The organism is Pseudomonas sp. HR1 (assembly GCF_030175875.1).
In the GTDB taxonomy this organism is placed as follows: domain Bacteria; phylum Pseudomonadota; class Gammaproteobacteria; order Pseudomonadales; family Pseudomonadaceae; genus Chryseomonas; species Chryseomonas oryzihabitans.
In genome coordinates, this window is record NZ_JASNRF010000003.1 from 806,806 (window position 1) to 832,296 (window position 25,491).

The following is a 25,491-nucleotide window of genomic DNA, read 5'->3' on the forward strand; positions in this document are numbered from 1 at the left end:
CTAACCGTGCTCCTCGAGGATGACGCTGGCGGTGGCCTTGGCCGAGCCGACCACGCCCGGAACGCCGGCCCCGGGATGGGTGCCCGCGCCGACCAGGTAGAGGTTGGGAATGACACTATCGCGATTGTGCGGCCGGAACCAGGCGCTCTGGGTGAGGATGGGCTCCAGGGAGAAGGCCGAGCCGACATGGGCATTGAGCTCCTGGCGGAAATCGGCCGGGGTGAAGATGCGCGAGGTGACCAGCTTGGCCCTCAGGCCGGGCATGTAGCGCTCTTCCAGGTAGGCGAAGATCTTGTCTCTCAGGAGCGGGCCCTCCACGCTCCAGTCGACGTCGGCATTGCCCAGGTGCGGCACCGGCGCCAGCACGTAGTGGGAACTGTGGCCGGGCGGTGCCAGCGACGGATCGGTGACGCAGGGCGAGTGCAGGTAGAGCGAGAAGTCGTCCGGCACGCCCGGGCCCTTGAACAGTTCGTCGATCAGGCCACGATAGCGCTGGCCGAAGCAGACCATGTGGTGTTCGAGACCCACCGGCGGCTGGCTCAGGCCGAAATGGATGACGAACAGCGACATGCTGTGTCTCTTGCGCTTGAGGCGATTGCCCTCGACCACGCCATGGGTGTGGTGGCCAAGCAGCTTGCGATAGGTGTGCACCACGTCGGCGTTGGAGGCCACCAGATCGGCCGCGAGCTGGCTGCCGTCGGCCAGGCAAACGCCGGTGGCGCGATTGCCTTCGGTGAGGATGCGTTCCACCGGCGCGTTCAGCCGCACCTCGCCGCCAAGGTCGGTAAAGAGCTTCAGCAGGCCGAGCACCAGCTGGTGGGTACCGCCCTTGGCGAACCAGACGCCCCACTTGCGTTCCAGCGCATGGATCAGCGCATAGATCGAGGAGGTGGCGAAGGGGTTGCCGCCCACCAGCAGGGTATGGAAAGACAGCGTCTGGCGCAGCTTCTCGCTCTTCACGAAGCGCGACACCTGGGTGTAGACGCTGCGCCAGGCGCTGAGCTGGGCCAGCTTGGGACCGGCGGCGAGCATGTCGCCGACCTTGAGGAAGGGCTTGGCGCCGAGGCGGATGTAGCCTTCTTCGAATACCGCCTGGGAATAGGCCAGGAAGCGCTGGTAGCCGGCGACGTCGTCCGGTTCCAGGGCGCGGATCTGCTCGTCCAGCCGGGCCTGGTCGTTGACGTAGTCGAAGCGGGTGCCGTCTTCCCAGCACAGCTGGTAGAAGGGGCTGACCGGCAGCAGCTCCACATAGTCGCGCATCTGCCGACCACTGAGGGTGAACAGTTCTTCCAGGGCCGAGGGATCGGTGATGACGGTCGGACCGGCGTCGAAGGTGAAGCCCGCGTCCTCGTAGACGTAGGCACGGCCGCCGGGCTTGTCGCGGCCCTCGATGAGGGTGGTGGCGATGCCGGCCGACTGCAGACGGATCGCCAGGGCGATACCGCCAAAGCCGGCGCCGATGACGATGGCCCGCTTGGGCGCGTTACCTTGGGTCATGGTGCTTCCTTGAACTGAGGAGGACGAGCCAGCGCGGCATCCAGGGCCGGTTTCAGCGGCACCGGCGGTTTGCCGGAAAGGATGCGCAGCCGATCGAAGGCGGTGAGGCGGCCGGCGTAGAAGCGCTGGATCAGCGGTTCTCCGAGGCCGTAGAACCTTTGCATGACGCGCACCCGGTGCTCGGGGCGGCCGGCGAGAAAGAGCATGCGATTGAGCAGGCGGAAGAAGCCTTGGCCCTGCCAGCGGCCCTGGGCGTACTGGCGCAGGCCGTCGCGCAGCACGGCGCTGGAGGTGAAGGGCTGGGCAGCCAGGTGCTCCGCCAGGCGCACCGCTTCGGGCAGCGAATAGCCGGTGGTGGGATGGAACAGCCCGGCGGCCAGGCCGATGGGGGCGCCGGCAGTGACGTTGTCCCAGTAGCGGTCCAGATCGCCGCCCAGGGTGATGGGCAGCACGCCCTGTTCCTCGCGCAGCACCTCGGCGATCTCCCAGCCCTGCTGCCCGGCATAGTCGGCCAGGTGCTGGCGCAGGCGCTCGACCGGCAGGCTCTCGCCATCGGCATAGTAGGTGTCTTCGATCAGCAGCCGGTCGGGGGCCAGTGGCAGGCTGTAGACGAAGCGATAGCCGTCCAACTGATCGACGGTGGCGTCCATCACGATGGGTTCGGCCAGGCCATGGGGCCGCGTGAGGCGTACCTCCTGGCCGAGAAATTTCTGATAGCCGAGCCAGAGCGCCGGATCGGGCCGCGGTCCGCGGGCGTCGATCACCGCGCCGGCGGCCAGGGTGTAGCCATCGGCGAAGACCACGCCATCGTCCTGCAGGCGCAGCACGTGGCGCCCCAGCAGCAGGCGCTCGGCGGGCAGGCGCGCGCTCAATACCTCATGGAAGCGTTCGGCGCTGATGCTGGCGTAGCCGCTGCCGAGTTGCCGCTGGCGCTGGGGGAAACGCACCTCGTAGCCCGGCCAGCGATGGGCGACCAGCGGATCGATCCAGGCATGCTGCGGCGCGGTGAGGTCCGGCTCGTGGAAGGACCAGGTGTGGTTGCCGCCCAGGCGCGGACCGGCTTCCACCAGGCGCCAGTCCAGCTCCGGGCGGGTTTCGGCCAGGCGCAGGGCGAGCAGGCCGCCGGCCAGGCCGCCGCCGACGATCAGCAGGTCAGGACGCACGTTCGAGTCCTCGCCGGGCCAGGCCATCCACCAGGCGAGCGGCCGTGGCGACGCCGCCTGCCGCTCTGGCGATGGGCACGAAGCGTTCGGCCGCCTGGCGATAGCTGGGGTCGGCCAGCACGGCGCCCAGGGCCTGGGTCAGGCGGGCCTTGCTGGCCAGCCGCGGAGCCAGGCAGATGCCGGCGCCGACCCGCTCCAGGCGCCGGGCGATGCCCGGCTGGTCGAACACCATGGGCAGGGCGAGCATGGGCTTGCCGGCCGCCAGGGCGTCCAGCACGGTATTGAAGCCGCCGTGGGTGATGACCGCATCGGCGCGGGCAATGGCCGCTTCCTGGGGCGCGAAGTCGGTGACCCAGGTGGCGCCGTCGTCGAGCAGGCGGCGCTCGCCGCTGGCATCCAGACGCCCGCAGTGGGCGATCAGCACCTGGATGCCCAGCTGGCGACAGGCCTGGGCGATGCGGCGGAACAGCGGCAGCCGGCCACCCTGCAGGGTGCCGAAGGAGGCGAAGACGAAGGGCCGGCGCGGATCGATCTCCAGCTCCAGCCGTTGCTCGCGTACCGCCGGCGAACGCAGCGGCCCGACTTCGTGGAAATGGGGCGGCGGGGTACGACGCGGAAAGTCGAAGCCCGGCAGGCACTGGCTCAGCTGCAGATAGGGCGAAAAGCAGTCGTCGAGGGTCCGGCGGTCGCCAAGGCCGAAGGCCTGGGCCTGGCGCTGGATGACCTTGCCCTGGCCGCGCATCATCAGGTCGAACACCTGGGTGGCGCCCTGGACGATCTGCCGCTCCCGCTCGCTGGCGGGGTAGGCGAAGGGCAGGGTGGGCAGGGGCAGATGGGGCTCGCGATTCATCGGCACGGCGCAGGCCAGGGATGCATAGGGCAGGCCCAGGTGGTCGCCGAGGAGTCCGCCGGCCGGTTCCATCTGGTCGGCGATCAGGCAGTCGACCTCGATGTCACGCAGGGCGGCAGGGCCTTCGCGGCAGAACAGTTCGGTATTGCGCGCCATGTCGGCGATCACGCCGAATACCGACCAGGGCTTGCTGCTGGCGGTACGGGCCAGCAGCGGCGCCAGGCTGCCGCGCGGATGACTGGTCGCGCCTATCGCCTCGAACTCGATGCCCGCCGGCAGCGCCCGGTCGCCCACCTCCACCTGGTGCAGCAGGGTGACCCGGTGGCCGAGCGCGACCAGCGCCTCGCCCAGCACCAGATGGGTGGACAGGTGGCTCGGCAGCGGCGGCGAGATCAGGGCGACATGCATGGCGGCGTCCGGTCGGGTGTCGGCCACTATGGGCACCGCAGCGGCGCGGCGTCTAGCAGCTCGGCCTGGCGCAGGCCGGCCAGATTGGCCGAGCCAGTGCAGAAGCAGGCGATGCGCAGCTGTTCGATCACCACCTGGAAATGCGCGATCACCGCCTCGGTGGATTCGGTGGCGCCGGGCAGGGCCGCGGCAGCCTGACCGGCCATATCCGCGCCGAGACGGATCGCCTTGGCCACATCGATGCCATCGCGGATGCCACCCGAGGCGATCACCGTCGCCTGCGGGCAGGCGGTGCGCACCTGGCGCAAGCTCTCGGCGGTGGGGATGCCCCAGTCGGCAAAGGCGCGGGCAACGGCGCGCTGCTGGTCGTCACGGGCCCGTTCGGCTTCCACCGCCGCCCAGCTGGTGCCCCCGGCGCCAGCGACATCCAGCACCGCCACACCAGCCTCCAACAATTGCGTGGCGACCCGGCCCGACAGGCCGGCACCGACTTCCTTGACGACGACCGGCACGGCCAGTTGTGTAACCAGATTTTCCAAGGCGAGGAGGATGCCGTGCCAGCGGCGATCGCCACCGGCCTGCACGGCTTCCTGCAGGGGATTGAGATGCACGATCAGGGCGTCCGCCTCGATCATCTCCACTGCGCGGCGGGCTTCGTCGAGGCCGTAGCCAGCCACCAGCTGTGCGGCGCCGAAGTTGGCCAGTAGCGGCACGTCCGGCGCCAGACGGCGCAATTCGCCGGTGAGGCCCTGGTCGCCACCCTGCTGCAGGGCGATGCGTTGGGACCCGACTGCCAGGGCGATGCCCAGGGTCTGGGCCGCTTCGGCGAGATGGCGATTGATCAGCGCGGCCCGCTCTGGGCCGCCGGTCATGGAGCTGATCAGCAGCGGCGCGGCCAGGGGACGCTCGAACAGGCGGGTGCCGAGGTCGATCTCGTCGAGGTTCAGCTCGGGCAGGGCGCAATGCGTGAAGCGGTAGGCGTCGAAGCCCGTAGTAACGGCGCTGCGGGCCTTGTGGGGATCCAGCACGATGTCCAGATGATCGTTCTTGCGGCTTGCCAGTTCCCAATCCACCATGTCTTCTAGAGTCCGCCCTGAATGACCTTTCGTCGGTCGTTGTGGTCTGGTAGGGGACGACGGGTTCGCTTTGCGAAGACCTAATCCACCAAGGTGCGACCGTTCGTCGGTTCCACATATGGAGTATCTCGACTCATGGCGACCGTATTAGTGCCGAACGCGACAGACAATTTTGCCGCTGCGCTGCAATGGCAGCGTACCCGTATCGACGAGCGTCTGGCAGAGCTGTTACCGGCCGGCAGCGATCCGGTCGCCGCAGCGATTCGCAGTGGTGTGCTGGCACCCGGCAAGCGGCTGCGTCCGCTGCTGATGGTGCTGGCCGCCGAGGACCTGGGTCAGGCCGACGAGGCCGTCCTCGATCTGGGCTGCGCCGTGGAAATGGTGCACGCCGCCTCGCTGTTCCTCGACGACATGCCCTGCATGGACGACGCCCGCCTGCGCCGCGGGCGGCCGACCCTGCACGTCGAGTTCGGCGAGGACGTCGCCATGCTGGCTGCGGTGGCCCTGCTCAGCCACGCCCTGCGCCTGGTCGCGGGCCTCGCCGGGGTACCGGCGGAAACCCGCACCCAGATGGTCTGTCAACTGGCCGATGCGGTCGGCACCGCCGGGCTGGTCTGCGGCCAGTACCATGACCTGCACGGCGGCCGCCAGGCACGGCCGGCCGATGCCATCGCCCTGACCAACCAGCTCAAGACCGGCGCGCTGTTCTCCGCGGCCATGGCCATGTCCGGTGCCACCCTGGTCACCACCGCCGTGCAGCGCGAGGCCTTCCACGTCTTCGCCTGCCAGCTCGGCCTGGCCTTCCAGTTGCTCGACGATCTGGACGACGGCAAGGGCCTGGGCAAGGACGCCGGCAAGGATGGCGACAAGTCCACCCTGGTCAGCCTGCTCGGCCGCGACCATGCGCAACGCCAGTTGCACGGTCACCTCAAGCAGGCCCGCGAGGCTCTGGCCCAGGCTGGTTGCGCCGACGGCGCCCTGGCCGGCCTGCTGGATATCGTCTTTCGTCCGCGTTAGGGCGAATTACTGGGGATCCGGCCCTCTAATCTCTCGATAGCCTTGTTTCCCCCTGAGGAGTCCTGAGATGTCGAAGTGGAAAATTGCTTACAGCAACGTTGACGGCAACACCTCGGTGGTCACCACCGACGCTGACCAGAAACCGGACATGGAGCGGATCGCCCAGATCGTCCGAGACGATGCCTTGGAAGAATACGACGACAGCGAAGTCCCCCGGGATTACGACGAACCCACGGTAGCCCTGCTGGAACGCCACGGCATCACCATCACCGGGATCACCGAAGAAGGCTGATCGCCGGGGTATCTGGCTCTAGCGCAAGGGCCAGATACCGCCATCTCCCACCACGAAGATCCGTCGCGCCGGATCGGGTGCCAGCAGGTGCCCGCCGGTGAAGTCGCCAAAGGCCGGCAGGATCAGCACCTCGTCATTTTCCAGACAGAAGCAGGGCAGGCGCAGCGCCTGGCGCCCACGCCCCTGCAGGCGAAACGCCGGATGGATGTGGCCGGCCAGCACCGGCAGGCGCGGGTGTGGATCGGGTTCGTGCTGCAGCGACAGGCCGTCCAGTTCCAGCGGCTCGCCCACTACGTCGATGCCCAGCGCCGCCGGTGGATCGCCAGCGCGTCTGTCATGGTTGCCGCGGATCAGCAGCAGCCGCAGATGGGCCTGATGTTCCCTCCAGCGTTCGAGGGTGTCCAGGGTCAGGGGCGCGCGGGATTCCGGGGCGTGCAGGAAGTCACCGAGAAAGATGATCTCCCGGCAGTCATAACGCGCTAGCAGGCCGTCCAGCCGCGCGATGTTGCCCGCGGTGGTGCCATGGGGCACCGGCTGGCCCAATGCCCGGAAGGCGGCCGCCTTACCGAAATGGATGTCGGCCACCAGCAGCGCCTGGCGCGCGGGCCAGTAGATCGCCTTTTCTGCGAGCAGCCAGAGTTCGACACCGGCGAGGATGAGAGGGTGATAGGCAGGCATGGGTTCTCCAGGAAGCGCTTCCTGCTCTGATGGCGGCCAGGTGCCGGGGTTCAGCCCTGTTGGAGGGGAGGGCCGCTCTGCTAACGCCCTCTCCCTGCGGCAGGGTTGGGGTGAGGGCGACCCTGCCCCGAATTCTTCAGTGGAAAAGGCCAGGCCGTTTTCCACGCCACGGAATACGCACCCGCGTAGGTTAGGTTGAGCACAGCACAGCCCAATCGGCATCGCCCCTGTCGGGCTTCGACGATGGAGCCGTCTCAACCCAGCCTATCGCGACACCGGGCCGCGAGCCGAAATACAACCTATGACCACCATTGAACCAGGCCAGGTGCGCCGTCGCCTGCAGCCCGGTAAACTGGCGGTTCACTAGAGTCCGGAGCGACCCATGTCGACATCCTTCGCCCAGATGCTGGAAAACATCACCCCCGATATCTACGAAGGCCTCAAGCTGGCCGTGGAGATCGGCAAGTGGCCGGACGGCCGCAAGCTTAGTCGCGACCAGGTCGAGCTCTGTCTGCAGGCGGTGATCGCCTACGAGGCCAAGCACCTGCCCGAAGACCAGCGGACCGGCTACATGGGTCCCCAGGAGTGCGCCTCCAAGTCGGTGCCCATCGAGAACATCCTGTTCAAGTCCGACGCCATCCACTGATTGTCCGCGCCTTACCCCGACGAGGTGCCCTTCGGCGACGAAGAGGCACCTCGCGTCTTTTAGAAACCGAGAAATTCCTACCGTGATGACCGAACTGGGCCGTGGCGCCCTGCGCAAGATGGCCGTGACCCTGGCCGACCCCGTCAACTACGCCTTTCGCCTCGATGAGCGCGAGGTGCCGGTCAATCCGCTGATCGGCCGTCGCCTGCGCCTGGAATACCTGGGCGCCATCCACTGCACCCACTGCGGCCGCAAGACCCGCAAGAGCTTCAGCCAGGGCTACTGCTATCCCTGCTTCACCGCCCTGGCCCAGTGCGATAGCTGCATCGTCAGCCCCGAAAAGTGCCACTACGAGCATGGCACCTGTCGCCAGCCGGAGTGGGGCGAAGCCCATTGCATGGTGCCCCACGTCGTCTACCTGGCCAACTCCTCGGGCCTCAAGGTGGGCATCACCCGCGCCACCCAGCTGCCCACTCGCTGGATCGACCAGGGCGCCTACCAGGCGCTGCCGATCCTGAGGGTCGCCACGCGCCAGCAGTCCGGCCTGGTGGAAGACCTGCTGCGCAGCCAGGTGGGCGATCGCACCAACTGGCGCGCCATGCTCAAGGGCGTGGCCGCACCGGAAGACCTGGTGGCGGTGCGCGAGCGCATCTTCGATGCCTGCGCCCAGGGTCTGGACGATCTCCAGGGCCGCTTCGGTCTGCAGGCGATCCAGCCGGTGGTCGACATGGCGCCCATCGAGATCCATTATCCGGTGACGGTCTATCCCACCAAGGTGGTCAGCCACGACCTGGAAAAGACCCCCGTGGTGGAAGGCACGCTGCTGGGCATCAAGGGTCAATACCTGATGTTCGATACCGGCGTGATCAACATTCGCAAGTACACGGCCTATCAGCTGGCCGTGTCCGCCTCCGCAGCAGAGATGTAAGGACGTAAGCCATGCGCACCGACCAGCCCCAGACCATCTACCTCAAGGACTACCAGGCGCCCGAGTACCTCATCGAGGAGACCCGCCTCAGATTCGAGCTGCACGACGACCAGACCCTGGTACATGCCGAATTGCGGCTGCAGCGCAATCCGGCCCGTGGCGCGGGCCTGCCGCCGCTGGTGCTGCATGGCGAGGAACTGGAGCTGCTGGCGGTGGCCCTGGACGACCAGGCCCTGGCCGCCGACGACTATCAGGTCGAGGCGGGCAGCCTGACCCTGCAGCCCCAGGGCGAGGCCTTCGTGCTCAAGACCTCGGTGCGCATCCATCCGGAAAGCAACACCGCCCTGGAAGGCCTGTACGTCTCCGGCACCATGTTCTGCACCCAGTGCGAGGCCGAAGGCTTCCGCAAGATCACCTACTACCTGGATCGGCCGGACGTGATGAGCGTCTTCACCACCACGGTGGAAGCCGACAAGGCCAAGTACCCGATCCTGCTCTCCAACGGCAACCCGGTGGCCAGCGGCGAAGCCGAGGGCGGCCGTCACTGGACCACCTGGGAAGATCCCTTCCCCAAGCCGGCCTACCTGTTCGCCCTGGTCGCCGGTGACCTCTGGTGCGTCGAAGACAGCTACCGTACCGGCAGTGGCCGCGACGTGGCCCTGCGCATCTACGTCGAGCCGGAGAACATCGGCAAGCTGCAGCACGCCATGGACAGCCTGAAGAAGTCCATGCGCTGGGACGAGGAGGTCTATGGCCGCGAATACGATCTGGACATCTTCATGATCGTCGCGGTGAACGACTTCAACATGGGCGCCATGGAGAACAAGGGCCTCAACATCTTCAACTCCAGCGCCGTGCTGGCCAGCCCGCGCACCGCCACCGACGCCGCCCATCAGCGCGTCGAGGCCATCGTCGCCCACGAATACTTCCACAACTGGTCGGGCAATCGCGTGACCTGCCGCGACTGGTTCCAGCTGTCGCTCAAGGAAGGCTTCACCGTGTTCCGCGACGCCGGCTTCAGCTCCGACATGAATTCGCCCACGGTCAAGCGCATCGAGGACGTGGCCTTCCTGCGCACCAACCAGTTCGCCGAGGACGCCGGTCCCATGGCCCACCCGGTGCGCCCGGACCACTTCATCGAGATTTCCAACTTCTACACCTTGACGGTGTACGAGAAGGGCGCCGAGGTGGTGCGGATGCTGCACACCCTGCTGGGCGCCGAGGGCTTCCGCAAGGGCACCGATCTCTACTTCGAGCGCCACGACGGTCAGGCGGTGACCTGCGACGACTTCATCAAGGCCCTGGAAGACGCCAATGGCGCCGACTTCAGCCAGTTCAAGCGCTGGTACAGCCAGTCCGGCACCCCGCGCCTGGCGGTCAGCGACGGCTATGACGCCGCGGCCCAGACCTATCGGCTGACCTTCAGCCAGAGCTGCCCGCCCACCCCGGGCCAGCCGACCAAGGAGCCCTTCGTGATCCCGGTCCAGCTCGGTCTGCTGGATGGCCAGGGGCGCGACCTGCCGCTGCGCCTGGAAGGCGAGGGCGCTGCCCAGGGCACCGACCGGGTGCTGTCGGTCACCCAGGCCGAGCAGACCTTTACCTTCGTCGACGTGCCCGAGCGCCCGCTGCCGTCGCTGCTGCGTGGCTTCTCCGCGCCGGTCAAGCTCAGCTTCCCCTACAGCCGTGAACAGCTGACCTTCCTCATGCAGCACGACAGCGACGGCTTCAACCGCTGGGACGCCGGCCAGCAGCTGGCCGTGCAGGTGCTGCAGGGCATGATCGCCGGCGAGCCGCTGGACACCCGGCTGGTGGAAGCCCTGCGCACCGTGGCGGCGGACGAGTCCCTCGATCCGGCCATGGTCGCCGAGATGCTCTCGCTGCCGTCCGAAGCCTATCTGGTGGAACTGTCCGAGCAGGCCGATCCCGGGGCCATCCACGGCGCCCGCCGTCAGGCGCGTCGGGCCATCGCCGAAGCCCTGCGCGACGTGCTCTGGCAGCGCTATCGCAGCGCCCGCGAGGCCTCGCGTACCACGCCCTACCAGGCCAGCGCCGACCATATCGCCCGCCGCAGTCTGCAGAACGCCGTACTCGGCTATCTGATGCTGCTGGAAGAGCCGGAGGCGCGCGACGCCGCCCTGGAGCAGTTCGACAACGCCGACAACATGACCGAGCGCCTGGCTGCCCTGAGTGCCCTGGTCAATTCCGGTTTCGAGCAGGAAAAGGCCGACGTCCTGGCGCGCTTCTTCGAAGAGTTCAAGAGCGATCCGCTGGTCATGGACACCTGGCTCAGCGTCCAGGCGTCCAGCCCCCTGCCGGGTGGTCTGGCGCGCGTCCAGGCGCTGATGGAAAATCCGGTCTTCACCCTGAAGAACCCCAACAAGGTGCGGGCGCTGATCGGTGCCTTCGCCAACAGCAACCTGGTCAATTTCCACGCCGAGGATGGCAGCGGCTATCGCTTCCTGGCCGACCAGATCATCATCCTCAACCGCCTCAATCCGCAGATCGCCTCGCGGCTGCTGACGCCCCTGACCCGCTGGAAGAAGTACGGCCCGGCGCGTCAGGCGCTGATGCGCGCCGAGCTGGAGCGCATCCTGGCCAGCGGCGAGTTGTCCAGCGACGTCTACGAGGTGGTGAGCAAGAGCCTGGCGTAGGAGATCCGACTGGGCTGCTTGTGGGGCTTTGACGACAGAGCCGTCTCAATCCAACCTACCTCCTCCCGTAGGTTGGGTTGAGCGCAGCGAAGCCCAACATCCGCCCACCGTTGCAAAGCCTGACGTCCAGCGTCGGGCTTTTTTTCGCCCGGATTTTCCCGCGCGGCCCTAGCCTGTAGCGCCTCTGCCGGCCAGTGGAAAAACCGCGCACACCCCCGTGCCTGACAACTCGTCTCCGCTCTGGCGCCGCTTGGCTGATAGAAATGCTTTAGGCTGCCAGCTGTATTCAAATCGGCTGCAGAACGAGGCGCCGCCGCCGACAGGGTAGGCGAGAGGTCTCGACAGGCCTGGATCCAGTCACCGGAAGAGCACGGAGCGGCAGATGAGTCATGCACAGCTGATGGATTGGGGATTCGTCCTGATAACCCTGTGCAATATCCTGCTGATCGCGCTGGTGGTGTTTCTGCTGTGGCAGCGGTACGTCGCCAGCGACGCGGCTTCCAAGGCCGAGGGCGCTAACGAGGAGCAGGCGCCGGTTGCCCCTGAGGTGGTCGACAGCGCGCCTGCCAACGCTCCGCCGCCGCCACTTCCCGCCAGTCCCGCCCCGGCGGCGAACCGCAACGTCGACCTCTTCGACGAGGGTCCGGAAGAGGTGTACGACGGCAACTATCCCGAGTGGAAGAAAAGCGACGACCCCTATGTCGAGGAGTTGCTGTCGCACCGCGAAGCCCTGGAGCTCAAGGTCGACAACATGGTCATGCGGCTGACGCGGGCGCACAAGGTGGTGACCGGCCTGCGCGCGCAGAATCGCGAATTGCGCGCCTCCGAGGCCCAGGCCCAGCGACTGCAGGAGGAACTGACCCGGACCCAGACCAGCCTCGCCCAGATGCGTCAGGAGCGCGATGCCCTGCTGCTGCAGCTCCAGCCCGGCCGCAAGGCGGACGCAGCGCCACGCCAGCCCACCGACCCGGGCACGCCATCCCCGTCTTGAACCGCGGTATGCCCCCCGGATTCACCAGCCATCCCCTCAACCGCCGCATCCGTCGCGCTGTGCAGCGGGCGCAGCGGCGCGCGCCCTAGACTGGAAATTCTCAGCACCTTCAAGGACGATTCGATGAAACTGCTGCTCCTGCTGGCTGCCCTGGTCGCTCTCGGCCTGTTCGCGATCAGCCTCTACAACGCTCTGGTCACGGCGCGTAACGCCTACCGCAACGCCTTCGCCCAGATCGATGTCCAGCTCACCCGCCGGCACGATCTCATCCCCAATCTGGTGGAAGCGGTGAAGGGCTATCTGCAGCACGAGCGCGAAACGCTGCAGGCGGTGATGACGGCGCGCCAGCAGGCGCAGTCCGGCCTGCACCAGGCCAAGACCCGGCCGGAGGATCCCGTCGCCCTGCACGCCCTGGAGCAGGGCGAGCAGGGACTCGGCATCGCCCTTGGGCGGCTGTTCGCCGTGAGCGAGGCCTATCCGGAGCTCAAGGCCAACGACACGGTCCTGCAGCTGATGGAAGAGCTGAGCTCCACGGAAAATCGCCTGGCCTACGCCCGTCAGGCCCATAACGATGCGGTGATGGACTACAACAATCGCTGCGAGACTTTCCCCGGATCGCTGCTCGCCCGTCGCTTCGGCTTTCGCCTGGCGCAGCCGCTGACCTTGCCGGACGGGGCCGCCCGCCAGACCCCGCGCATCAGCCTGAGCTGAGCGCGTGCGCTTTCTCGACGACCAGGCCGCGGCGCGCCGGCGCACCCGGCTGTGTCTTGCCTTGCTGGCCCTGGTGGTGCTGCTCATGGCGCTGGCCAGCGCCGGTCTGGCCCTGGTGTTCCTGCCGCGGGAGGTGATCGACTACCTCGGTGGGCGTGGGGCGACGCTGGTCAAGACCGGCCTGGCATTCACCGGCATCATCGCCGGCGCTTCCTTCTGGAAGGTGCGGCAACTGGCGCGCCAGGGCGGCGAGGCCGTGGTCAGGCAGCTGGGCGCCGTGCCATTGGACGATCAGACCGACCCCCGTACCCGTCAGCTGCACAACGTGGTGGCGGAGATGGCCCTGGCCGCCGGCGTACCGGTGCCGCGGCTGTACCTGCTGCCGGACGAGCCGGCCATCAATGCCTTCATCAGCGGCTACGGACCGGCAGATGCCAGCCTGTGCCTGACCCGCGGCGCGCTCAAGCTCTTGAACAGGGACGAATTGCAGGGTGTCGTCGCCCATGAATTCAGTCATCTGCTCAACGGCGACATGCGCCTGAATCTGCGCCTGCTGGGCTGGCTGCATGGCATCAGCCTGATCGCCGACCTCGGACAGGAGCTCTTCTCGGATCGCACCTCGACCATCACCCGGGTCGATGGCAACCACCTGCTGGGCTGGTTGCTGGGCACCGTGCTGCTGGCGGTCGGCGGCTGCGGACTGTTCTTCGCCAACCTGATCCAGGCCGCGGCGGCGCGCTCACGCGAGCGTCTGGCGGATGCCTCCGCCGTGCAGTTCACCCGCCAGCCCCAGGGTCTGGCCAATGCCCTGAAGAAGATCGCCGCCCATCCGCTGCAGGGGCGGCTCTATCACCGTCGGGCGCGCAGCGTCGCGCACATGGTGCTGGGCGACTCGGGCGCCTCCTGGTTCGCCACCCATCCCCCGGTGCTGGAGCGCATCCAGCTCTTGGAACCGGACTTCGACGAATGGCAGTTGGAGCGCCTCCGGGCGGAAGCCTTGCTGCCCATGGGCGTCGCCTATGTGGCAGGGGGTACGCCGCCCGCTTCGCCGCCGCCGACCGCCGTAGCGCTGCCGGTTGCACCGGCACTGGCCGATACGCCCCTGCGCACCCTTCCACCGGCCCTGCTCGAAGTGCTGCGCCAGCCGCAGCAGGCGGCGGAGCTGTTGCTGGCACTGGCCGGCACGCCGCCGGCAGCGGGCGGCGGGGAGGGCGCGCGCTGGGTGAACAGTCTGCATGCCTCTCTGCGGCTGCCGGTGGCGCAACTGACCTTTCCAGCCATCCGCCAACTGCCGCGGCCGGTCCTGCGCCAGCTGCTGATCGATCTCAAGGCAGGCTTCGCCGCTGCGCCGGACCTGGAGTTGTCCCGCTACTGCCTGGCGCAGATCATCCAGCGTCAGCTGATTGCCAGCTTGGCGCCTGGTCGCCAACGGCTGTCGGGGCGGGGCAAGCTGGCGCAGGCCCGGACCGCGGTCCTTACCTTCTATGCGGTGGCCGCCGAACAGAGCCACGATGACGTCCAGGCCGCTCGTCGGGCCTTCCTGCTCGCCGTCGCCCGTACCTTTCCCGGTTTGCACTGTAGCTACGCGCCGCCGCGTCCCTGGCGTCCGGCGCTGGACGGCGCCCTGGCGCAGCTCGCCCAACTGAGCGTGGCGGCGCGCACCCTGGTACTGGAGGGCCTGCTCTGTCTCATCGAGGCGGACGAAAGGGTGCAAACCGCAGAGCTGGAGCTGCTGAGGCTCTATTGTACGGTCCTCGAATTGCCGTATCCCGCCCTGGACGAATACCTTTCACTCGCCGATGACAAGCTCTCGCAAAAAGGTTGCCGTTCGGCTGATACTGGCCAGGTGATATCTGCACTGTGATCCACACTGGCGCCCGCGGCGACAGCTCGCCGAGGGATAACGTGGCGTTCATAATTCAGGATGATGCATGAAGTTCCTCGTGGTAGACGACAGTCGAGCGGTCCAGACCATCATCAAGCGGATTCTGGCGAATACCGGTTACAGGGATATCGAATTGCGCGTGGCGTCCACCGGTGAGGAAGCCGTGGCGCTGCTGGAGAGTTGGACGCCCAACCTGGTGCTCACCGACTGGCACATGCCCGGCATGACCGGTCTGGAACTGCTCCAGGCGATCCGTCAGCGGGTGGGCGCCGACATCCACGTGGGTTTTGTCACCACCGAGTCGTCGGCGCGCAACATCGAGGCGGCCTACCGCAATGGCGCAGCCTTCGTGGTGACTAAGCCCTTCGCCCAGGAAACCCTGCAGCAGGCGGTGCTCACCGTGCTGCAGGATGGCGCCAGCGCCGAACAGGCCATTGAATCCTCCGGTCGCGAGAGCCTGCCGATCCCGACTCGTTTCAACCCTGACCCACAGCGCATCCGCCAGTTGCTCGGCCTCTCGTCCATCGTCTGCCAGATAGAGCCCATGGCGCCGATTCCGGTTGATCGGCTGGCCTTGCCCTATGTGATCGGCATCTATGGCCATCCGCAGAGCAAGGCACTGGAAGCCGTCTGCCTGCTGGACCTCAACGCGGCCTGCATTCTCGGTGGCTCCCTGGCCGGACTCGCGCCGGCAGCCATCCACAGCGCCATTGCCAGCGCGACCCTGAGCCGGGAAATCTACGAGAACGCCACCGCCTTCCTCGCCGACCTCAGCGGCATGATCTCCGCCGGCAAGGGTGGTGCGCCGCTGGTACTCAGCACCAGTCACCTGGTGCAGAAGCCCTTCGAGAAGCTCTACAGCCTCTGGCGGCAGAACAATGGTCGCGCCGATTTCAGCCTGTCCTTTCCCGGGCTGGGTGACGGCTTCATCGCCTTCCTGTTGAGCTAGGGGATGGCCGACTCGCGCTTCGTCGAATGGGGTTTCCTGCTGGTCACCCTGTCCAATGTCCTGCTCATCGCCCTGGTCCTGACCCTGCTCTGGCAGCGCCTCTTTCCACGCCCCGAGGCCGCGGTCGAGGACCCCGAGGTCCCTGCGGCGTCTGCGCCCGGCGCGCCGCTGCCGCTCACCAGTCAGGCCGAGACCGCTGCCAGCCTGATCGACGCGGCGCGGCAGGCGGATGTCGAGCCCCTGGGGCAGGCCATCAGCGACAGCCTGGATCTGGTAGGCCGCCTCGACGGGGTGGGCGGTGACGACTATCCGGACTGGAAGAAGACCAACCAGCCCTATATCGACGACCTGCTGTCCCATCGCGAGAGTCTGGAATTCAAGCTGGACGATCTCAAGTCCAAGCTGGACCGGGCGCACAAGCTGATCACCAACCTGCATGTGCAGAATCGCGAGATGCGCGGTGCGGAAGCCAAGCTGCAGCGCCTCAGTCTCGATCACGATCGGGTGCAGGGCACCCTGCTGGAAGTGCGCCGCGAGCGCGATCAGCTCAAGGTGAAGGTACAGCGACTCGGCGAAGAGCTGCTGCGGCTGCGGCAACAGCCCGCGGCGCCGGCCGCGGCGGGCGTGGCCGAGGTGGATGGGCGCCCGCAGGAGGAGCTGGAGACCCTGCGCGAGAGTCTCGAAGAGGAGCGGGCGAAGCTGTCGCGCACCCTGGTGGAAAAGGAGTTCATCGAGCAGGTGTTCATCGATACCGACGCCGTCACCGACAGCTATCAAGCCCTGCAACAGGAGCATGCCGCGCTGCAGGAGCAGCTGCAGGCGCTGCAGGCCCGGCTGGACGCCGCTCAGTCGCGGTAAAGGGCATCACGGATGGCGTCGGGGAAGGGGCCGCTCATGCCGGCGATCGCCGTGTTGGTGAGGATGACCACGCTCAGCTCGCGCGCCGGGTCGATGAACCAGGCATTGCCGTAGACGCCACCCCATTGCAGGGTGCCAGGCGTCTGCGGGGTCTTCGCCACCCGGGCATCGCGCAGCACCGCCGCGCCCAGGCTAAAGCCCCAGCCCGGGGCGTCGTCGCGCTGCAGCTCAGGGATCTGGTCTTCCATGAACAGGCGCTGGCTGGCCGGTTGGAGCAGCCGCCCCTGGCGGAGCGCCTCGAGAAAGGCGAGATAGTCGCCCGCGCTGCCCTGCATGCCACCGCCGCCCGAGGCGAAGGCCTGCGCCGAAAGGGCGCGTGCCGGCGAATAGAGAATGCCGCCCTTGGGCATGGGTAGCAGATAGGGCTCGCTCATGGGTTCGGGGCGCGGATAGCCGTCGCGATAGGCCGTGGCCAGGCGCCCGGCTTCGCTGACGTGGAAGCTCAGGTCGTGCAGACCCAGCGGTGCGGCCACCTCCCGCTGGACGACCGCCGGCAGGGGCTGCCCGGTGGCGGCCGCCAGCACGCCGCCCATCACGTCCAGCCCAAGGGAGTAGCGCCACTGGGTGCCCGGCTGGAAGTCCAGCGGCACCCCCGCCAGGCGTCGGAGGTTTTCTTCCAGGGTCAGGGAGGCATCATCCAGGCCGTCGGATACCCCGGCACGGTGATAGGGACCGTGCTGGTCTTCGCCGAAACCATAGTGCAGGCCGGCGGTGTGGCTGAGCAGCTGCGCCAGGGTCGGCGTGGCCGCAGTGCCATCGGCCAGAGCCGGGGTGAAGTAGGGCAGGTAGCGACTGACCGGCGCCTGCAGATCCAGGCGGCCCTGGTCCGCCAGCCGCAAGGCGGTCACGGCCACCAGCGGCTTGGTCAGGGAGGCGAAGCGAAACAGCTGGTCTTCCTGCATCGGCCGCCGGGCTTCGCGATCGGCGAAACCGGCGGCGCGCCGATACACCACGCGGCCCTGGTGAGCGACCATGACCACGGTGCCGACGATGCGCTGCTGGGCGATGGCCTGTTCCAGGATCGGATCGAGGCGGGCGGCGAGGGCCGCGTCCTCGGCCTGGGCAAGGGGGGTACTCAGGCCGAGGCCGAGTGCGCTGGCGAGCAGTAGGGAAGACATCTGGTTTAAGCTCCTGGCGAATCGCCGGCGGCTGGACCGGCCAAAGGAGGAATCCTCGCATGATTCGTGACATTTTGAAGATGGGCGATCCCCGCCTGCTGCGGGTGGCACCGCCGGTGGCGGCCGAGCGCTTCGGTTCGGCCGAGCTGCAGGGGCTGATCCAGGACATGTTCGACACCATGGCCGCCGCCGGTGGCGTGGGCCTCGCGGCGCCGCAGATCGGCGAAGACCTGCAACTGATGGTCTTCGGTTTCGAGCGCAATGTCCGCTATCCCGAGGCGGCGCCGGTGCCCCTGCAGGTGCTGATCAATCCGCGGATCCAGGTGCTGGACGCCAGCGAGGAGCTGGGCTGGGAAGGCTGCCTGTCGATCCCGGGGTTGCGCGGCGAGGTGCCACGGCCGCGGCGGATCCGCTATCGGGGCGTGGATGGCGACGGTCGTCCGGTGGACCAGGAGGCCGAAGGCTTCCATGCACGGGTGGTGCTGCACGAATACGATCACCTGATCGGGCGACTCTATCCCTCGCGCATCCAGGATTTCGCCCGCTTCGGCTTCACCGAGGTACTGTTTCCCGAGCTGACCGCGGCCGCGCAGCGCTAGGCGCCGGCGGCCTCCAGCTGCGCTCTGACGGCCGCCGCCAACTGGGCGAAGGGCACCGCGCCATCCAGGGCGCGAGCCTCTTCGACGGGCGCCCCGGCGGAGCGCAGCAGCAGCGTCGGCACCGCGGTGATGCCCAGGGCTTCGGCGCGATCCTCGGCGTGCAGCACGACATCGGTATGGTCGCCCCGGGCCAGGCTGGCTCTCAACGCCTCGCTGTCCAGACCGCTGTGACGCGCCAGGTCGAGCAGCACATCCAGCTCGCCGATATCCCGACCCTCTTCGAAAAAGGCCTGGAAGACCGCCAGGTGGAAGGCGTCGAAGCGATCCTGCTCGCGGGCGAATTCCGCCGCTTCGAGCGCCAGGCGACTGCGGGGTTGCACGGGCGGCAGCCGCAGCACCATGCCGTATTCCGCCGCCATGGGATAGACGGCGCGATCCCAGGTCCGGCGCAGGTAGTCACCGGCAGGGTCGAGGGTGGGCGTGGGCTCGGGACGCAATTCGAAGGCATGCCACTCGATGGCCAGCTGGTCGCCGAATTCCTCCTGCAGACGCGCCAGCTGGGGCAGCTCCAGGTAGCAGAACGGACAGACGTAATCGCTCCAGACATCCAGACGAACGCGCGGGGTGGCGGTCATGGCAGTGCTCCGGAAGGGCATGGTGTCTGTCGGACCGCACCCGAAAGCGGATGTTCGGTGAACGTGCCGATATCCACGGCCGATAGGGCCCCCAAGTACGGGTTGCGAGCCGGAGGTTGGCAGCCAGCAACCGACGTCCTCTTCATATCCGGAAACGGAATGGCCACCGGCCAATTGCGTGAAATGGGTGGCGATCCGCGCTCTAGACGCTTGCCTTGAACCTGTCCCCGACCCCAGGTTCCTATGGCTGCATCCTTTCTTTCACGCGCTAAGGACTATCACCTTGGGTTTTTTCGAACGCAAACTGACATTCCTTCGGCAAACCTTCAGCTACGTCGGCTGGTCGGTTTTCTGGCTGCTGCTGTGGGACATCGCCGTCACCGTCGACTACATGATCTTCGTCGACCAACGGGCGCAGCTGCCCAACATCCCCCTGACCCTGATCGGCTCGGCGCTGATCGTGCTGACCAGCTTTCGCAACACCAGTGCCTATCAGCGCTGGTGGGAAGCGCGCACCCTCTGGGGCGGCATGGTCAACAGCTCGCGCAGCTTCGCCCGGCAGGCGCTGACGCTCATCGACGATGGCGACGAGCATTTCAACGCCATCAAGACGGTGCTCATCGAGCGCCATCTCGCCTATGTCCGCTGCCTGGCCTGCCAGCTCAGCGGCGACCCGCTGCCCAAGGAAGTCCGCACCTACCTAGGCAAGGAGGAGTGGGCGATGCGCAAGGAGACCAACAACTTCGCCAACGCCATCCTCAGCGGCTCTTCCAGTCTGATCGCCCTGGAGTACCGCGCCGGTCGCCTGGACAGCATCCGCCTGGAGCGCCTGGAAGCCACCTTCGTCGACATGTCCAACTGGCAGGGCGGCATGGAGCGCATCGCCAACACGCCCTTGCCCTATCCCTACGTCAACTTCCCGCGGCTATTCGTCTTCCTGTTCTGCGTGCTGATGCCCATCGGCCTGGTGGAAAGCCTGGAGTGGTACACGCCGCTGGCCTCCACCGTGGTGGGCTTCATGTTCCTGGCGCTGGAAAAGGTCGGAACCGATCTGCAGAGTCCCTTCCAGCGCAGTCGGCACCAGATCACCATGGGCACCATCTGCAATACCATCGAAGGCAACCTGCGCACCATGCTGCGCGATGCCCGCGGGGGTTACGCCTCGGTCAGCGAGATCGTGCGGGATTCGCGGTTGAGCTCGCCGGAGAAGGATTCCGTCTGAGCGGCGCCCGGGGCTGGCCATCGCCAGCCCCGGGCATGGGCCTTACTTGAAGTCCCACTGCATCTGCGCCGGGATGCTGATGTCGCGCGAGGAATGCACGCAGACATCCAGGTAGTCGGTGAAGCGCGGCGGGGCGGCGATGCCTTCGTCCAGCAGACGCTGATTGTCGAACAGGTAGTTCAGATCGGCGAAGCCGCCGTACAGCTTGAGCGCCCGCAGCACCAGCCGCGGATTCGCCGGGCCGATACGTTCGTTGAAGTCGGCCGCCAGTTCCTTGAGATCGGCGCTGTCCACCTGGCGATAGCGCTCGCCCACCGGGGCATCGCCCATGGCGCCGGCATAGGCCTCGTCGATTTCACCAAAGGTGCAGGCGCCGGCATTGCCCGCCGAGATGTGATACAGGCTGTAGTTCAGCTTGGGCTTGAGGGCCAGTTCTACTAGGGCTTCGGCGCAGTAGTCCACCGGAATGACATCGATCTGCTCGTCGAGGCCACAGGTGAAGCGCTCCAGGGCGAAACCCATGCGGAACACCCAGAAGATGCTGCCCGACGCCTTGCAGCCGGAACGACGGTGACCCACCACGATGGAAGGGCGTGCCACCACCAGCGGCAGCAGCGGCAACTCGTTGCGCAGCTTGAGTTCGATGGCCGCCTTGGAGGCGGTGTAGTCCACCAGTTGCTGCTCCGGCTCGGGGAAGTCCCAGGTCTCGGCGACCGGTGACTGGCGCTGCGGACCGCAGGCCATGGCGGTGCTGACGTGCAGGAAGCGCTTCAGCCGCCGCGACTGGGCGCAGGCCTCGGCCAGGGCGAAGGTGCCTTCGACGTTGACTGGCCAGATCTTCGGATTGCGCGAGAAGGAGGCGACCGCCGCGCAGTTGATGACCTCGTCCAGCGTCTGCAGGAGCGGCTTGGCGGCGTCGATCCAGTGGGTGTCCAGCAGGTCGCCACAGAGGATCTGTTCGGGCCTGAGCAGGGCGGCCAGGCGCTCGTCGACGTCATGCACGCGCAGATTCTGCAGCAGGCGCTCCAGGCCTTCTGCGGGAGTCGCGGCCCGGACCAGGAATCTCAGCCCTTCGACATGGCCCAGCTCCAGCAGGCGCAGGGTGACGGCGCCGCCGAGAAAGCCGGTGGCGCCGGTGACGAGGATACGGCGCGGCGCGGCGGTGAATTGGATGGAAGAGACGGGAAGCGACATGGCGGAGGCCCTGGTTGGCGGAACGTGGGCGTACCTTAAGGGTCGACGCTGAAGGATTTATTAAGGCCGGGGAACCCCTCCAGGCTGGCGTCTTTCTAGATGCCCAGCGTAACGACCGATAACCGCCTGGAGACCCCCATGGAACTTCCCGTTCACGATCTGACGACCCTCTTCGAACAACTGGGCCTGGACTCCGATCCGGCTGCCATCGACGACTTCATCGCCAGTCATTCGCCACTGCCCGACGAGGTCAAGGTGTCCGAGGCCGACTTCTGGTCGCCGGCGCAAAAGGCCTTTCTCAAGGACGAAATCATGGGCGACGCCGACTGGGCGCCGATCGTCGACGAGCTGAACGTCCGTCTGCATAGTCATGACTAATGCTGTAGGGCTGGAGGTCTCCAGCCCTGCCACACCTCTCGTGTCCGGAGATTTGCCATGAACGCCGTCCATGCCCAGCAGCAGCCCAACGATCCGCCCGTCGCCGATGACGAGGACGAGGTCAGCGAAGAGCAACTCGACGAATCCGTCGAGGAAACCTTTCCCGCGAGCGATCCCATCTCGCCCTGATGGATTCTTGGCGCCGTTTCGACGGCGCTGTTCCTACCCCTGATCCGGCTTTCCTGCACTTTCGTCGTGCCGTTTTCCTCCGCTGACCAGCCTTTCCCGCCGCGGCTGCTAAGGTAATCGCGTCGCGCACGCATCGCGACCGGGGTCGCGCAGGCGATCCGATGGATCGTTCAACGCAGGGAATCTCATGATCAAGACCTTTTTCGCCACCCTGGCCGGCTCGCTTATCGCTTTGGCCATGCCCTTCGCCGTGGCCGAACCCATCGTCATCAAGTTCGCCCATGTGGTGACGGACGACACGCCCAAGGGGCGCGGTGCCCTGCAGTTGCAGAAGCTGGTGCAGGAACGCCTGGCGGGCAAGGTCAAGATCGAGGTCTATCCCAACTCCAGCCTGGTGGGCGATGCCGACGAACTGGAGGCGCTGCGCAGCAACAGGGTCCAGCTGCTGGCACCCTCGGTTTCCAAGCTCAATGCCCTGGCCAAGCCGCTTAAGGTCTACGATCTGCCCTTCCTGTTCGACAATATCGAGGCGGTCAAGCGCTTTCAGCGCCGCGACAAGAGTCGCGAGCTGCTGGGCAGCCTGGTCCCCCATGGCATCACCGGGCTGGCCTATTGGAACAACGGTGGCCGGCAACTCTCGGCCACCCGGGAAATCCACGTTCCCGCCGACCTCAGGGGCCTGAGCTTCCGCGTCGAGTCCTCCGATGTGCTGGCGGCCTACTACCAGCAGCTCGGCGCCCAGGCGGTCAAGCTGCCCTTCGCCCAGGTCTACGACGCCCTGCGCACCGGTAAGGTCCAGGGCGCGGAAAACCCCTGGTCGAACCTGCTGGGGCAGAAGATCAATACCGTGCAGCCCTACATCGTCGAGGACAACCACAGCTTCCTCACCTACATGCTCATCACCAACACCACCTTCTGGAACGGGCTGCCCTTCGAAATCCGCAGCGAGCTGGAGGCCATCCTCGACGAGGTGTCCCAGTCGGTGAATCGCGATGCCGAAACGATCAATGCCAAGGCACGCGAGCGGGTGGTGGCGGCCAATACCAGCAAGATCCTGGTGCCGACGGCTGCCGAGCGCGAGGCCTGGCGCGCGGCGGTGGCGCCCCTGATCAAGGGGTACGAAAGCGAAGTGGGCAGCGATGTCCTGCGCGCCGCCGAGGCGGCCAATCGGCGCTGAGATTGCACGGGCGTCCACCCTGGATTTGCGGCAAACTGGCACGGCGTCATCCCGACAACAAGAGGAATAGCCGTGCAGCACGCGGTCATCAGCGGTAGTGGGCTCTATACGCCGCCCGAAAGCATTTCCAACGACGAGCTGGTTGCGTCCTTCAACCAGTGGGCAGGCCAGTGGAATGCCGAGCATGCCGACGCCATCGCCCAGGGCAGCCTGGCGCCCCAGCCTGAATCCAGCGCCGCCTTCATCGAGAAGGCCTCCGGCATCCGCAGCCGCCATGTGGTCGACAAGGCCGGCATCCTCGATCCGGCGCGCATGGTGCCGCGTATCCCCGAGCGTTCCAACGACGAGCCCTCGATCCTCTGCGAGATGGGTGTCGCCGCGGCACGCGAGGCCCTGGATCGCGCCGGACGGACGGCCGCCGACATCGACGGCGTCATCGTCGCCTGTTCCAACCTGCAGCGGCCCTATCCGGCGGTGGCCATCGAGGTCCAGGCCGCGCTGGGTATCCAGGGCTACGGCTTCGACATGAACGTCGCCTGCTCCTCGGCGACCTTCGGCCTGCAGACCGCGGCCAACGCCGTGCAACTGGGGCAGGCGCGGGCGGTACTGGTGATCGATCCGGAGATCTGCACCGGCCACCTGAATTTCCGCGACCGCGACAGCCATTTCATCTTTGGCGATGCTGCCACCGCCCTGGTGGTGGAGCGTGCCGACCAGGCGACCTCGGCGCACCGCTTCGAGATCCTCGGTACCCGGTTGTTCACCCAGTTCTCCAACAACATCCGCAACAACTTCGGCTTCCTCAACCGCGCGGCGGAGGAGGGCATGACCCACCCGGACAAGCTGTTCGTCCAGGAAGGGCGCAAGGTGTTCAAGGAGGTCTGCCCCCTGGTGGCCGAGCTGATCGGCAATCACCTGGCCGAACTGGACATCCCCGTCGAGCGGGTCTCGCGCTTCTGGCTGCACCAGGCCAACCTGGCGATGAATCAGCTCATCGTCAAACGCCTGCTGGGGCGCGAACCCGAGCCCAACGAGGCGCCGGTCATTCTCGATACCTACGGCAACACCAGCTCGGCCGGTTCGGTCATCGCGCTGCATCTGCACCATGAGGATCTGGCCAGCGGCAGCCTGGGCGTGCTCAGCTCCTTTGGCGCGGGCTATTCCATCGGCAGCGTGGTGCTGCGCAAGGTCTGATCGACGGCAGGAGTCTTCCCGGGATGACCGTTGTCGGACCTGGGAAGACCTCTTGAAATAGGAAGACCCCGTGCCGCCAGGAAGTCTGCTCCAGGTGCAACTGCATCAGCTGCGCCCCACCCAGCCCGCGATCGGCCACGACCAGGTGCTGTACAAGCTCGGCAAGTACGCCTGCGACCGGCGCAAGCTGTTCGACGACTACTGCGAAGCCAACGGCCAGCACCTGAGTGGTGGCTTCCAGCCGAGCACCAGTCTGCGCTCGGCCGGCGACGCCCTCGGGGTACGGCCGCCGGGTAGCTGTCCGGATGAAATGAAGACCGTCGTCATAGGTCCGGGGCGGCAGCTCTATCTCACCGACGGCCACCACACCTTTTCCGCCTTCTGGGAGCACCCCGGTGGCGGCCCCGAGACCCCGGTGTGGGTCAGGGTCACCGACGATTTCAGCGACGCCGCGACCATGGCCGACTTCTGGATCCGCCTGCTCGACGAGCGCAAGGCCTGGCTCAAGGATCCCCAGGGCCGGCCCATCCTGCCCGAGCAGCTGCCGCCGACCCTAGGGCTCTCCGCCATGGCCGACGACCCCTACCGGGCCCTGGTCTATTTCACCCGCCAGATCGGCTACGACAAGCCGCGCACCCCGGATGGCCGGGTATTGCCGTCGGAATTCCTCGAGTTCTACTGGGCCGAGTGGCTGCGCATGCTACTGCCGCTGCGGGACTACGATCTCGACGATCGCAAGAGCTACGCCAAGGCGGTGGAGCAGGCCGCCAGGCTGATGGTGGCCAACCCGGGCATGCTGATCGGCAGCTCGGGCCGTACGGCGCTGGAAATGGGGGCCTATCGCGCCCTGGACAAGAAGGTCCTGCGCAAGCTCTCCTCCAGCGATGGCAAGTTCACCTACCTGCTGGCCGCCCGCGCCCAGCGTGCGGCCCTGTGCCGGGCGATCTAGTCGGTTTCCGGCTTAAGTGTCTGTTACTAGCAGGTTTTTTTCTTATTGGTGTTGACAGGGGAGGCCGGGCCTCTTAACATGCGCCCCGTCCTGACCGACGGGGCTATAGCTCAGCTGGGAGAGCGCTTGCATGGCATGCAAGAGGTCGACGGTTCGATCCCGTCTAGCTCCACCAA

The 25,491-nt window shown here is 66.8% G+C and carries 25 protein-coding genes and 1 tRNA gene; 18 read left to right on the top strand and 8 right to left on the bottom strand.

The annotated features are described in order from the left end of the window. Genes QKY98_RS15160 through fni form a run of 4 tightly spaced genes read right to left on the bottom strand, consistent with a single transcriptional unit; the run spans nucleotide 1 to nucleotide 4,994 of the window. Nucleotides 1–1,497: a phytoene desaturase gene (locus tag QKY98_RS15160; RefSeq protein ID WP_284671168.1), complete on the bottom strand. Its 1,497-nt coding sequence runs from the start codon at nucleotides 1,495–1,497 to the stop codon at nucleotides 1–3. Further along, complete coding sequence (crtY, locus tag QKY98_RS15165; RefSeq protein WP_150338428.1) at nucleotides 1,494–2,687, bottom strand: lycopene beta-cyclase CrtY; 1,194 nt, start codon at nucleotides 2,685–2,687, stop codon at nucleotides 1,494–1,496. Before crtY ends, QKY98_RS15160 begins: the two co-directional genes overlap by 4 nt. Continuing rightward, a complete protein-coding gene (locus QKY98_RS15170; protein ID WP_284671169.1) occupies nucleotides 2,650–3,945 on the bottom strand; it encodes a nucleotide disphospho-sugar-binding domain-containing protein in 1,296 nt (431 codons plus the stop codon). The genes crtY and QKY98_RS15170 overlap by 38 nt, the downstream gene beginning before the upstream one ends. After that, nucleotides 3,945–4,994, bottom strand: a complete 1,050-nt coding sequence (gene fni / locus QKY98_RS15175) for a type 2 isopentenyl-diphosphate Delta-isomerase (protein ID WP_284671170.1) — start codon at nucleotides 4,992–4,994, stop codon at nucleotides 3,945–3,947. The genes QKY98_RS15170 and fni overlap by 1 nt, the downstream gene beginning before the upstream one ends. Before the next feature lie 135 nt (nucleotides 4,995–5,129). Here fni and QKY98_RS15180 point away from each other — a divergent pair, with 135 nt between their 5' ends. Next, nucleotides 5,130–6,011 carry a polyprenyl synthetase family protein gene (locus tag QKY98_RS15180; protein ID WP_284671171.1) on the top strand — a complete coding sequence of 294 codons (882 nt, stop codon included), beginning with the start codon at nucleotides 5,130–5,132 and terminating at the stop codon, nucleotides 6,009–6,011. A 67-nt stretch (nucleotides 6,012–6,078) separates the two neighbouring features. Then, nucleotides 6,079–6,303, top strand: a complete 225-nt coding sequence (locus QKY98_RS15185; RefSeq protein ID WP_027597585.1) for a hypothetical protein — start codon at nucleotides 6,079–6,081, stop codon at nucleotides 6,301–6,303. Between the two features lie 18 nt (nucleotides 6,304–6,321). Here QKY98_RS15185 and pdeM read toward each other — a convergent pair whose 3' ends face one another. After that, entirely contained in the window at nucleotides 6,322–6,981 is a 660-nt protein-coding gene (pdeM, locus tag QKY98_RS15190; protein ID WP_108581923.1) for a ligase-associated DNA damage response endonuclease PdeM, read from the bottom strand. 382 nt (nucleotides 6,982–7,363) lie between these two features. Between pdeM and QKY98_RS15195 the strand changes: the two genes are divergently transcribed. From QKY98_RS15195 to QKY98_RS15230, 8 genes are all read left to right on the top strand, one after another. Next, nucleotides 7,364–7,627, top strand: a complete 264-nt coding sequence (locus QKY98_RS15195) for a YeaC family protein (protein ID WP_007162881.1) — start codon at nucleotides 7,364–7,366, stop codon at nucleotides 7,625–7,627. An 85-nt stretch (nucleotides 7,628–7,712) separates the two neighbouring features. Then, nucleotides 7,713–8,555, top strand: a complete 843-nt coding sequence (locus QKY98_RS15200; protein WP_027597587.1) for a DUF2797 domain-containing protein — start codon at nucleotides 7,713–7,715, stop codon at nucleotides 8,553–8,555. A gap of 11 nt (nucleotides 8,556–8,566) precedes the next feature. Next, on the top strand, nucleotides 8,567–11,206 hold the full coding sequence (pepN, locus tag QKY98_RS15205) for an aminopeptidase N (RefSeq protein ID WP_284671172.1): 2,640 nt from the start codon (nucleotides 8,567–8,569) through the stop codon (nucleotides 11,204–11,206). A 382-nt stretch (nucleotides 11,207–11,588) separates the two neighbouring features. After that, nucleotides 11,589–12,197, top strand: a complete 609-nt coding sequence (locus QKY98_RS15210; protein ID WP_284671173.1) for a hypothetical protein — start codon at nucleotides 11,589–11,591, stop codon at nucleotides 12,195–12,197. A 123-nt stretch (nucleotides 12,198–12,320) separates the two neighbouring features. Continuing rightward, nucleotides 12,321–12,908 (top strand): LemA family protein, encoded by a 588-nt coding sequence (locus tag QKY98_RS15215; protein ID WP_007162885.1) that lies wholly within the window; start codon nucleotides 12,321–12,323, stop codon nucleotides 12,906–12,908. A gap of 4 nt (nucleotides 12,909–12,912) precedes the next feature. Then, entirely contained in the window at nucleotides 12,913–14,772 is a 1,860-nt protein-coding gene (locus QKY98_RS15220) for a M48 family metallopeptidase (RefSeq protein ID WP_284671174.1), read from the top strand. 67 nt (nucleotides 14,773–14,839) lie between these two features. Then, nucleotides 14,840–15,742: a response regulator gene (locus QKY98_RS15225; protein ID WP_027597590.1), complete on the top strand. Its 903-nt coding sequence runs from the start codon at nucleotides 14,840–14,842 to the stop codon at nucleotides 15,740–15,742. A gap of 3 nt (nucleotides 15,743–15,745) precedes the next feature. Then, nucleotides 15,746–16,600 (top strand): hypothetical protein, encoded by an 855-nt coding sequence (locus QKY98_RS15230; RefSeq protein WP_284671175.1) that lies wholly within the window; start codon nucleotides 15,746–15,748, stop codon nucleotides 16,598–16,600. Here the strand turns inward: QKY98_RS15230 and QKY98_RS15235 are convergent. After that, nucleotides 16,588–17,778 carry a serine hydrolase domain-containing protein gene (locus QKY98_RS15235; RefSeq protein WP_284671176.1) on the bottom strand — a complete coding sequence of 397 codons (1,191 nt, stop codon included), beginning with the start codon at nucleotides 17,776–17,778 and terminating at the stop codon, nucleotides 16,588–16,590. The genes QKY98_RS15230 and QKY98_RS15235 overlap by 13 nt on opposite strands. Before the next feature lie 59 nt (nucleotides 17,779–17,837). Between QKY98_RS15235 and def the strand changes: the two genes are divergently transcribed. Continuing rightward, nucleotides 17,838–18,377, top strand: coding sequence for a peptide deformylase (gene def, locus QKY98_RS15240; RefSeq protein ID WP_144955179.1), 540 nt, complete (start codon nucleotides 17,838–17,840; stop codon nucleotides 18,375–18,377). Here the strand turns inward: def and QKY98_RS15245 are convergent. Further along, nucleotides 18,374–19,012 carry a DsbA family oxidoreductase gene (locus QKY98_RS15245; protein ID WP_027597593.1) on the bottom strand — a complete coding sequence of 213 codons (639 nt, stop codon included), beginning with the start codon at nucleotides 19,010–19,012 and terminating at the stop codon, nucleotides 18,374–18,376. The genes def and QKY98_RS15245 overlap by 4 nt on opposite strands. 283 nt (nucleotides 19,013–19,295) lie before the next feature. On the opposite strand from QKY98_RS15245, the gene QKY98_RS15250 reads away from it, so the two are divergent. Further along, the gene (locus tag QKY98_RS15250; RefSeq protein ID WP_027597594.1) at nucleotides 19,296–20,234 is read left to right on the top strand and encodes a bestrophin family protein; all 939 of its coding nucleotides are present in this window, start codon (nucleotides 19,296–19,298) and stop codon (nucleotides 20,232–20,234) included. Nucleotides 20,235–20,276: 42 nt separating this feature from the next. Here QKY98_RS15250 and cprA read toward each other — a convergent pair whose 3' ends face one another. Then, complete coding sequence (gene cprA, locus QKY98_RS15255; RefSeq protein WP_037007239.1) at nucleotides 20,277–21,428, bottom strand: cationic peptide resistance protein CprA; 1,152 nt, start codon at nucleotides 21,426–21,428, stop codon at nucleotides 20,277–20,279. A gap of 138 nt (nucleotides 21,429–21,566) precedes the next feature. Here cprA and QKY98_RS15260 point away from each other — a divergent pair, with 138 nt between their 5' ends. The 6 genes from QKY98_RS15260 to QKY98_RS15285 all read left to right on the top strand — a co-directional run bounded on the left by QKY98_RS15260 (nucleotide 21,567) and on the right by QKY98_RS15285 (nucleotide 25,490). After that, the gene (locus tag QKY98_RS15260) at nucleotides 21,567–21,806 is read left to right on the top strand and encodes a DUF2789 domain-containing protein (protein ID WP_007162892.1); all 240 of its coding nucleotides are present in this window, start codon (nucleotides 21,567–21,569) and stop codon (nucleotides 21,804–21,806) included. A 57-nt stretch (nucleotides 21,807–21,863) separates the two neighbouring features. Then, nucleotides 21,864–21,995 (top strand): hypothetical protein, encoded by a 132-nt coding sequence (locus QKY98_RS15265; RefSeq protein WP_007162893.1) that lies wholly within the window; start codon nucleotides 21,864–21,866, stop codon nucleotides 21,993–21,995. 187 nt (nucleotides 21,996–22,182) lie between these two features. After that, nucleotides 22,183–23,172 carry a DctP family TRAP transporter solute-binding subunit gene (locus QKY98_RS15270; protein ID WP_027597596.1) on the top strand — a complete coding sequence of 330 codons (990 nt, stop codon included), beginning with the start codon at nucleotides 22,183–22,185 and terminating at the stop codon, nucleotides 23,170–23,172. 72 nt (nucleotides 23,173–23,244) lie between these two features. Then, nucleotides 23,245–24,366, top strand: a complete 1,122-nt coding sequence (locus QKY98_RS15275; protein WP_027597597.1) for a beta-ketoacyl-ACP synthase III — start codon at nucleotides 23,245–23,247, stop codon at nucleotides 24,364–24,366. Between the two features lie 70 nt (nucleotides 24,367–24,436). Then, nucleotides 24,437–25,315 carry a ParB/Srx family N-terminal domain-containing protein gene (locus QKY98_RS15280; protein ID WP_284671177.1) on the top strand — a complete coding sequence of 293 codons (879 nt, stop codon included), beginning with the start codon at nucleotides 24,437–24,439 and terminating at the stop codon, nucleotides 25,313–25,315. Between the two features lie 99 nt (nucleotides 25,316–25,414). Then, a tRNA-Ala gene (locus tag QKY98_RS15285) sits at nucleotides 25,415–25,490 on the top strand. Nucleotide 25,491: the final 1 nt, after the last annotated feature.

Coding starts and splice junctions, on each gene's coding strand:
- QKY98_RS15160 (WP_284671168.1), bottom strand. CDS start 1,497: ATGACCCAAGGTAACGCGCCCAAGCGGGCCATCGTCATCGGCGCCGGC.
- crtY (WP_150338428.1), bottom strand. CDS start 2,687: ATGGCCTGGCCCGGCGAGGACTCGAACGTGCGTCCTGACCTGCTGATC.
- fni (WP_284671170.1), bottom strand. CDS start 4,994: ATGGTGGATTGGGAACTGGCAAGCCGCAAGAACGATCATCTGGACATC.
- QKY98_RS15180 (WP_284671171.1), top strand. CDS start 5,130: ATGGCGACCGTATTAGTGCCGAACGCGACAGACAATTTTGCCGCTGCG.
- QKY98_RS15185 (WP_027597585.1), top strand. CDS start 6,079: ATGTCGAAGTGGAAAATTGCTTACAGCAACGTTGACGGCAACACCTCG.
- pdeM (WP_108581923.1), bottom strand. CDS start 6,981: ATGCCTGCCTATCACCCTCTCATCCTCGCCGGTGTCGAACTCTGGCTG.
- QKY98_RS15195 (WP_007162881.1), top strand. CDS start 7,364: ATGTCGACATCCTTCGCCCAGATGCTGGAAAACATCACCCCCGATATC.
- QKY98_RS15200 (WP_027597587.1), top strand. CDS start 7,713: ATGACCGAACTGGGCCGTGGCGCCCTGCGCAAGATGGCCGTGACCCTG.
- pepN (WP_284671172.1), top strand. CDS start 8,567: ATGCGCACCGACCAGCCCCAGACCATCTACCTCAAGGACTACCAGGCG.
- QKY98_RS15210 (WP_284671173.1), top strand. CDS start 11,589: ATGAGTCATGCACAGCTGATGGATTGGGGATTCGTCCTGATAACCCTG.
- QKY98_RS15215 (WP_007162885.1), top strand. CDS start 12,321: ATGAAACTGCTGCTCCTGCTGGCTGCCCTGGTCGCTCTCGGCCTGTTC.
- QKY98_RS15225 (WP_027597590.1), top strand. CDS start 14,840: ATGAAGTTCCTCGTGGTAGACGACAGTCGAGCGGTCCAGACCATCATC.
- QKY98_RS15230 (WP_284671175.1), top strand. CDS start 15,746: ATGGCCGACTCGCGCTTCGTCGAATGGGGTTTCCTGCTGGTCACCCTG.
- QKY98_RS15235 (WP_284671176.1), bottom strand. CDS start 17,778: ATGTCTTCCCTACTGCTCGCCAGCGCACTCGGCCTCGGCCTGAGTACC.
- def (WP_144955179.1), top strand. CDS start 17,838: ATGATTCGTGACATTTTGAAGATGGGCGATCCCCGCCTGCTGCGGGTG.
- QKY98_RS15245 (WP_027597593.1), bottom strand. CDS start 19,012: ATGACCGCCACCCCGCGCGTTCGTCTGGATGTCTGGAGCGATTACGTC.
- cprA (WP_037007239.1), bottom strand. CDS start 21,428: ATGTCGCTTCCCGTCTCTTCCATCCAATTCACCGCCGCGCCGCGCCGT.
- QKY98_RS15260 (WP_007162892.1), top strand. CDS start 21,567: ATGGAACTTCCCGTTCACGATCTGACGACCCTCTTCGAACAACTGGGC.
- QKY98_RS15265 (WP_007162893.1), top strand. CDS start 21,864: ATGAACGCCGTCCATGCCCAGCAGCAGCCCAACGATCCGCCCGTCGCC.
- QKY98_RS15270 (WP_027597596.1), top strand. CDS start 22,183: ATGATCAAGACCTTTTTCGCCACCCTGGCCGGCTCGCTTATCGCTTTG.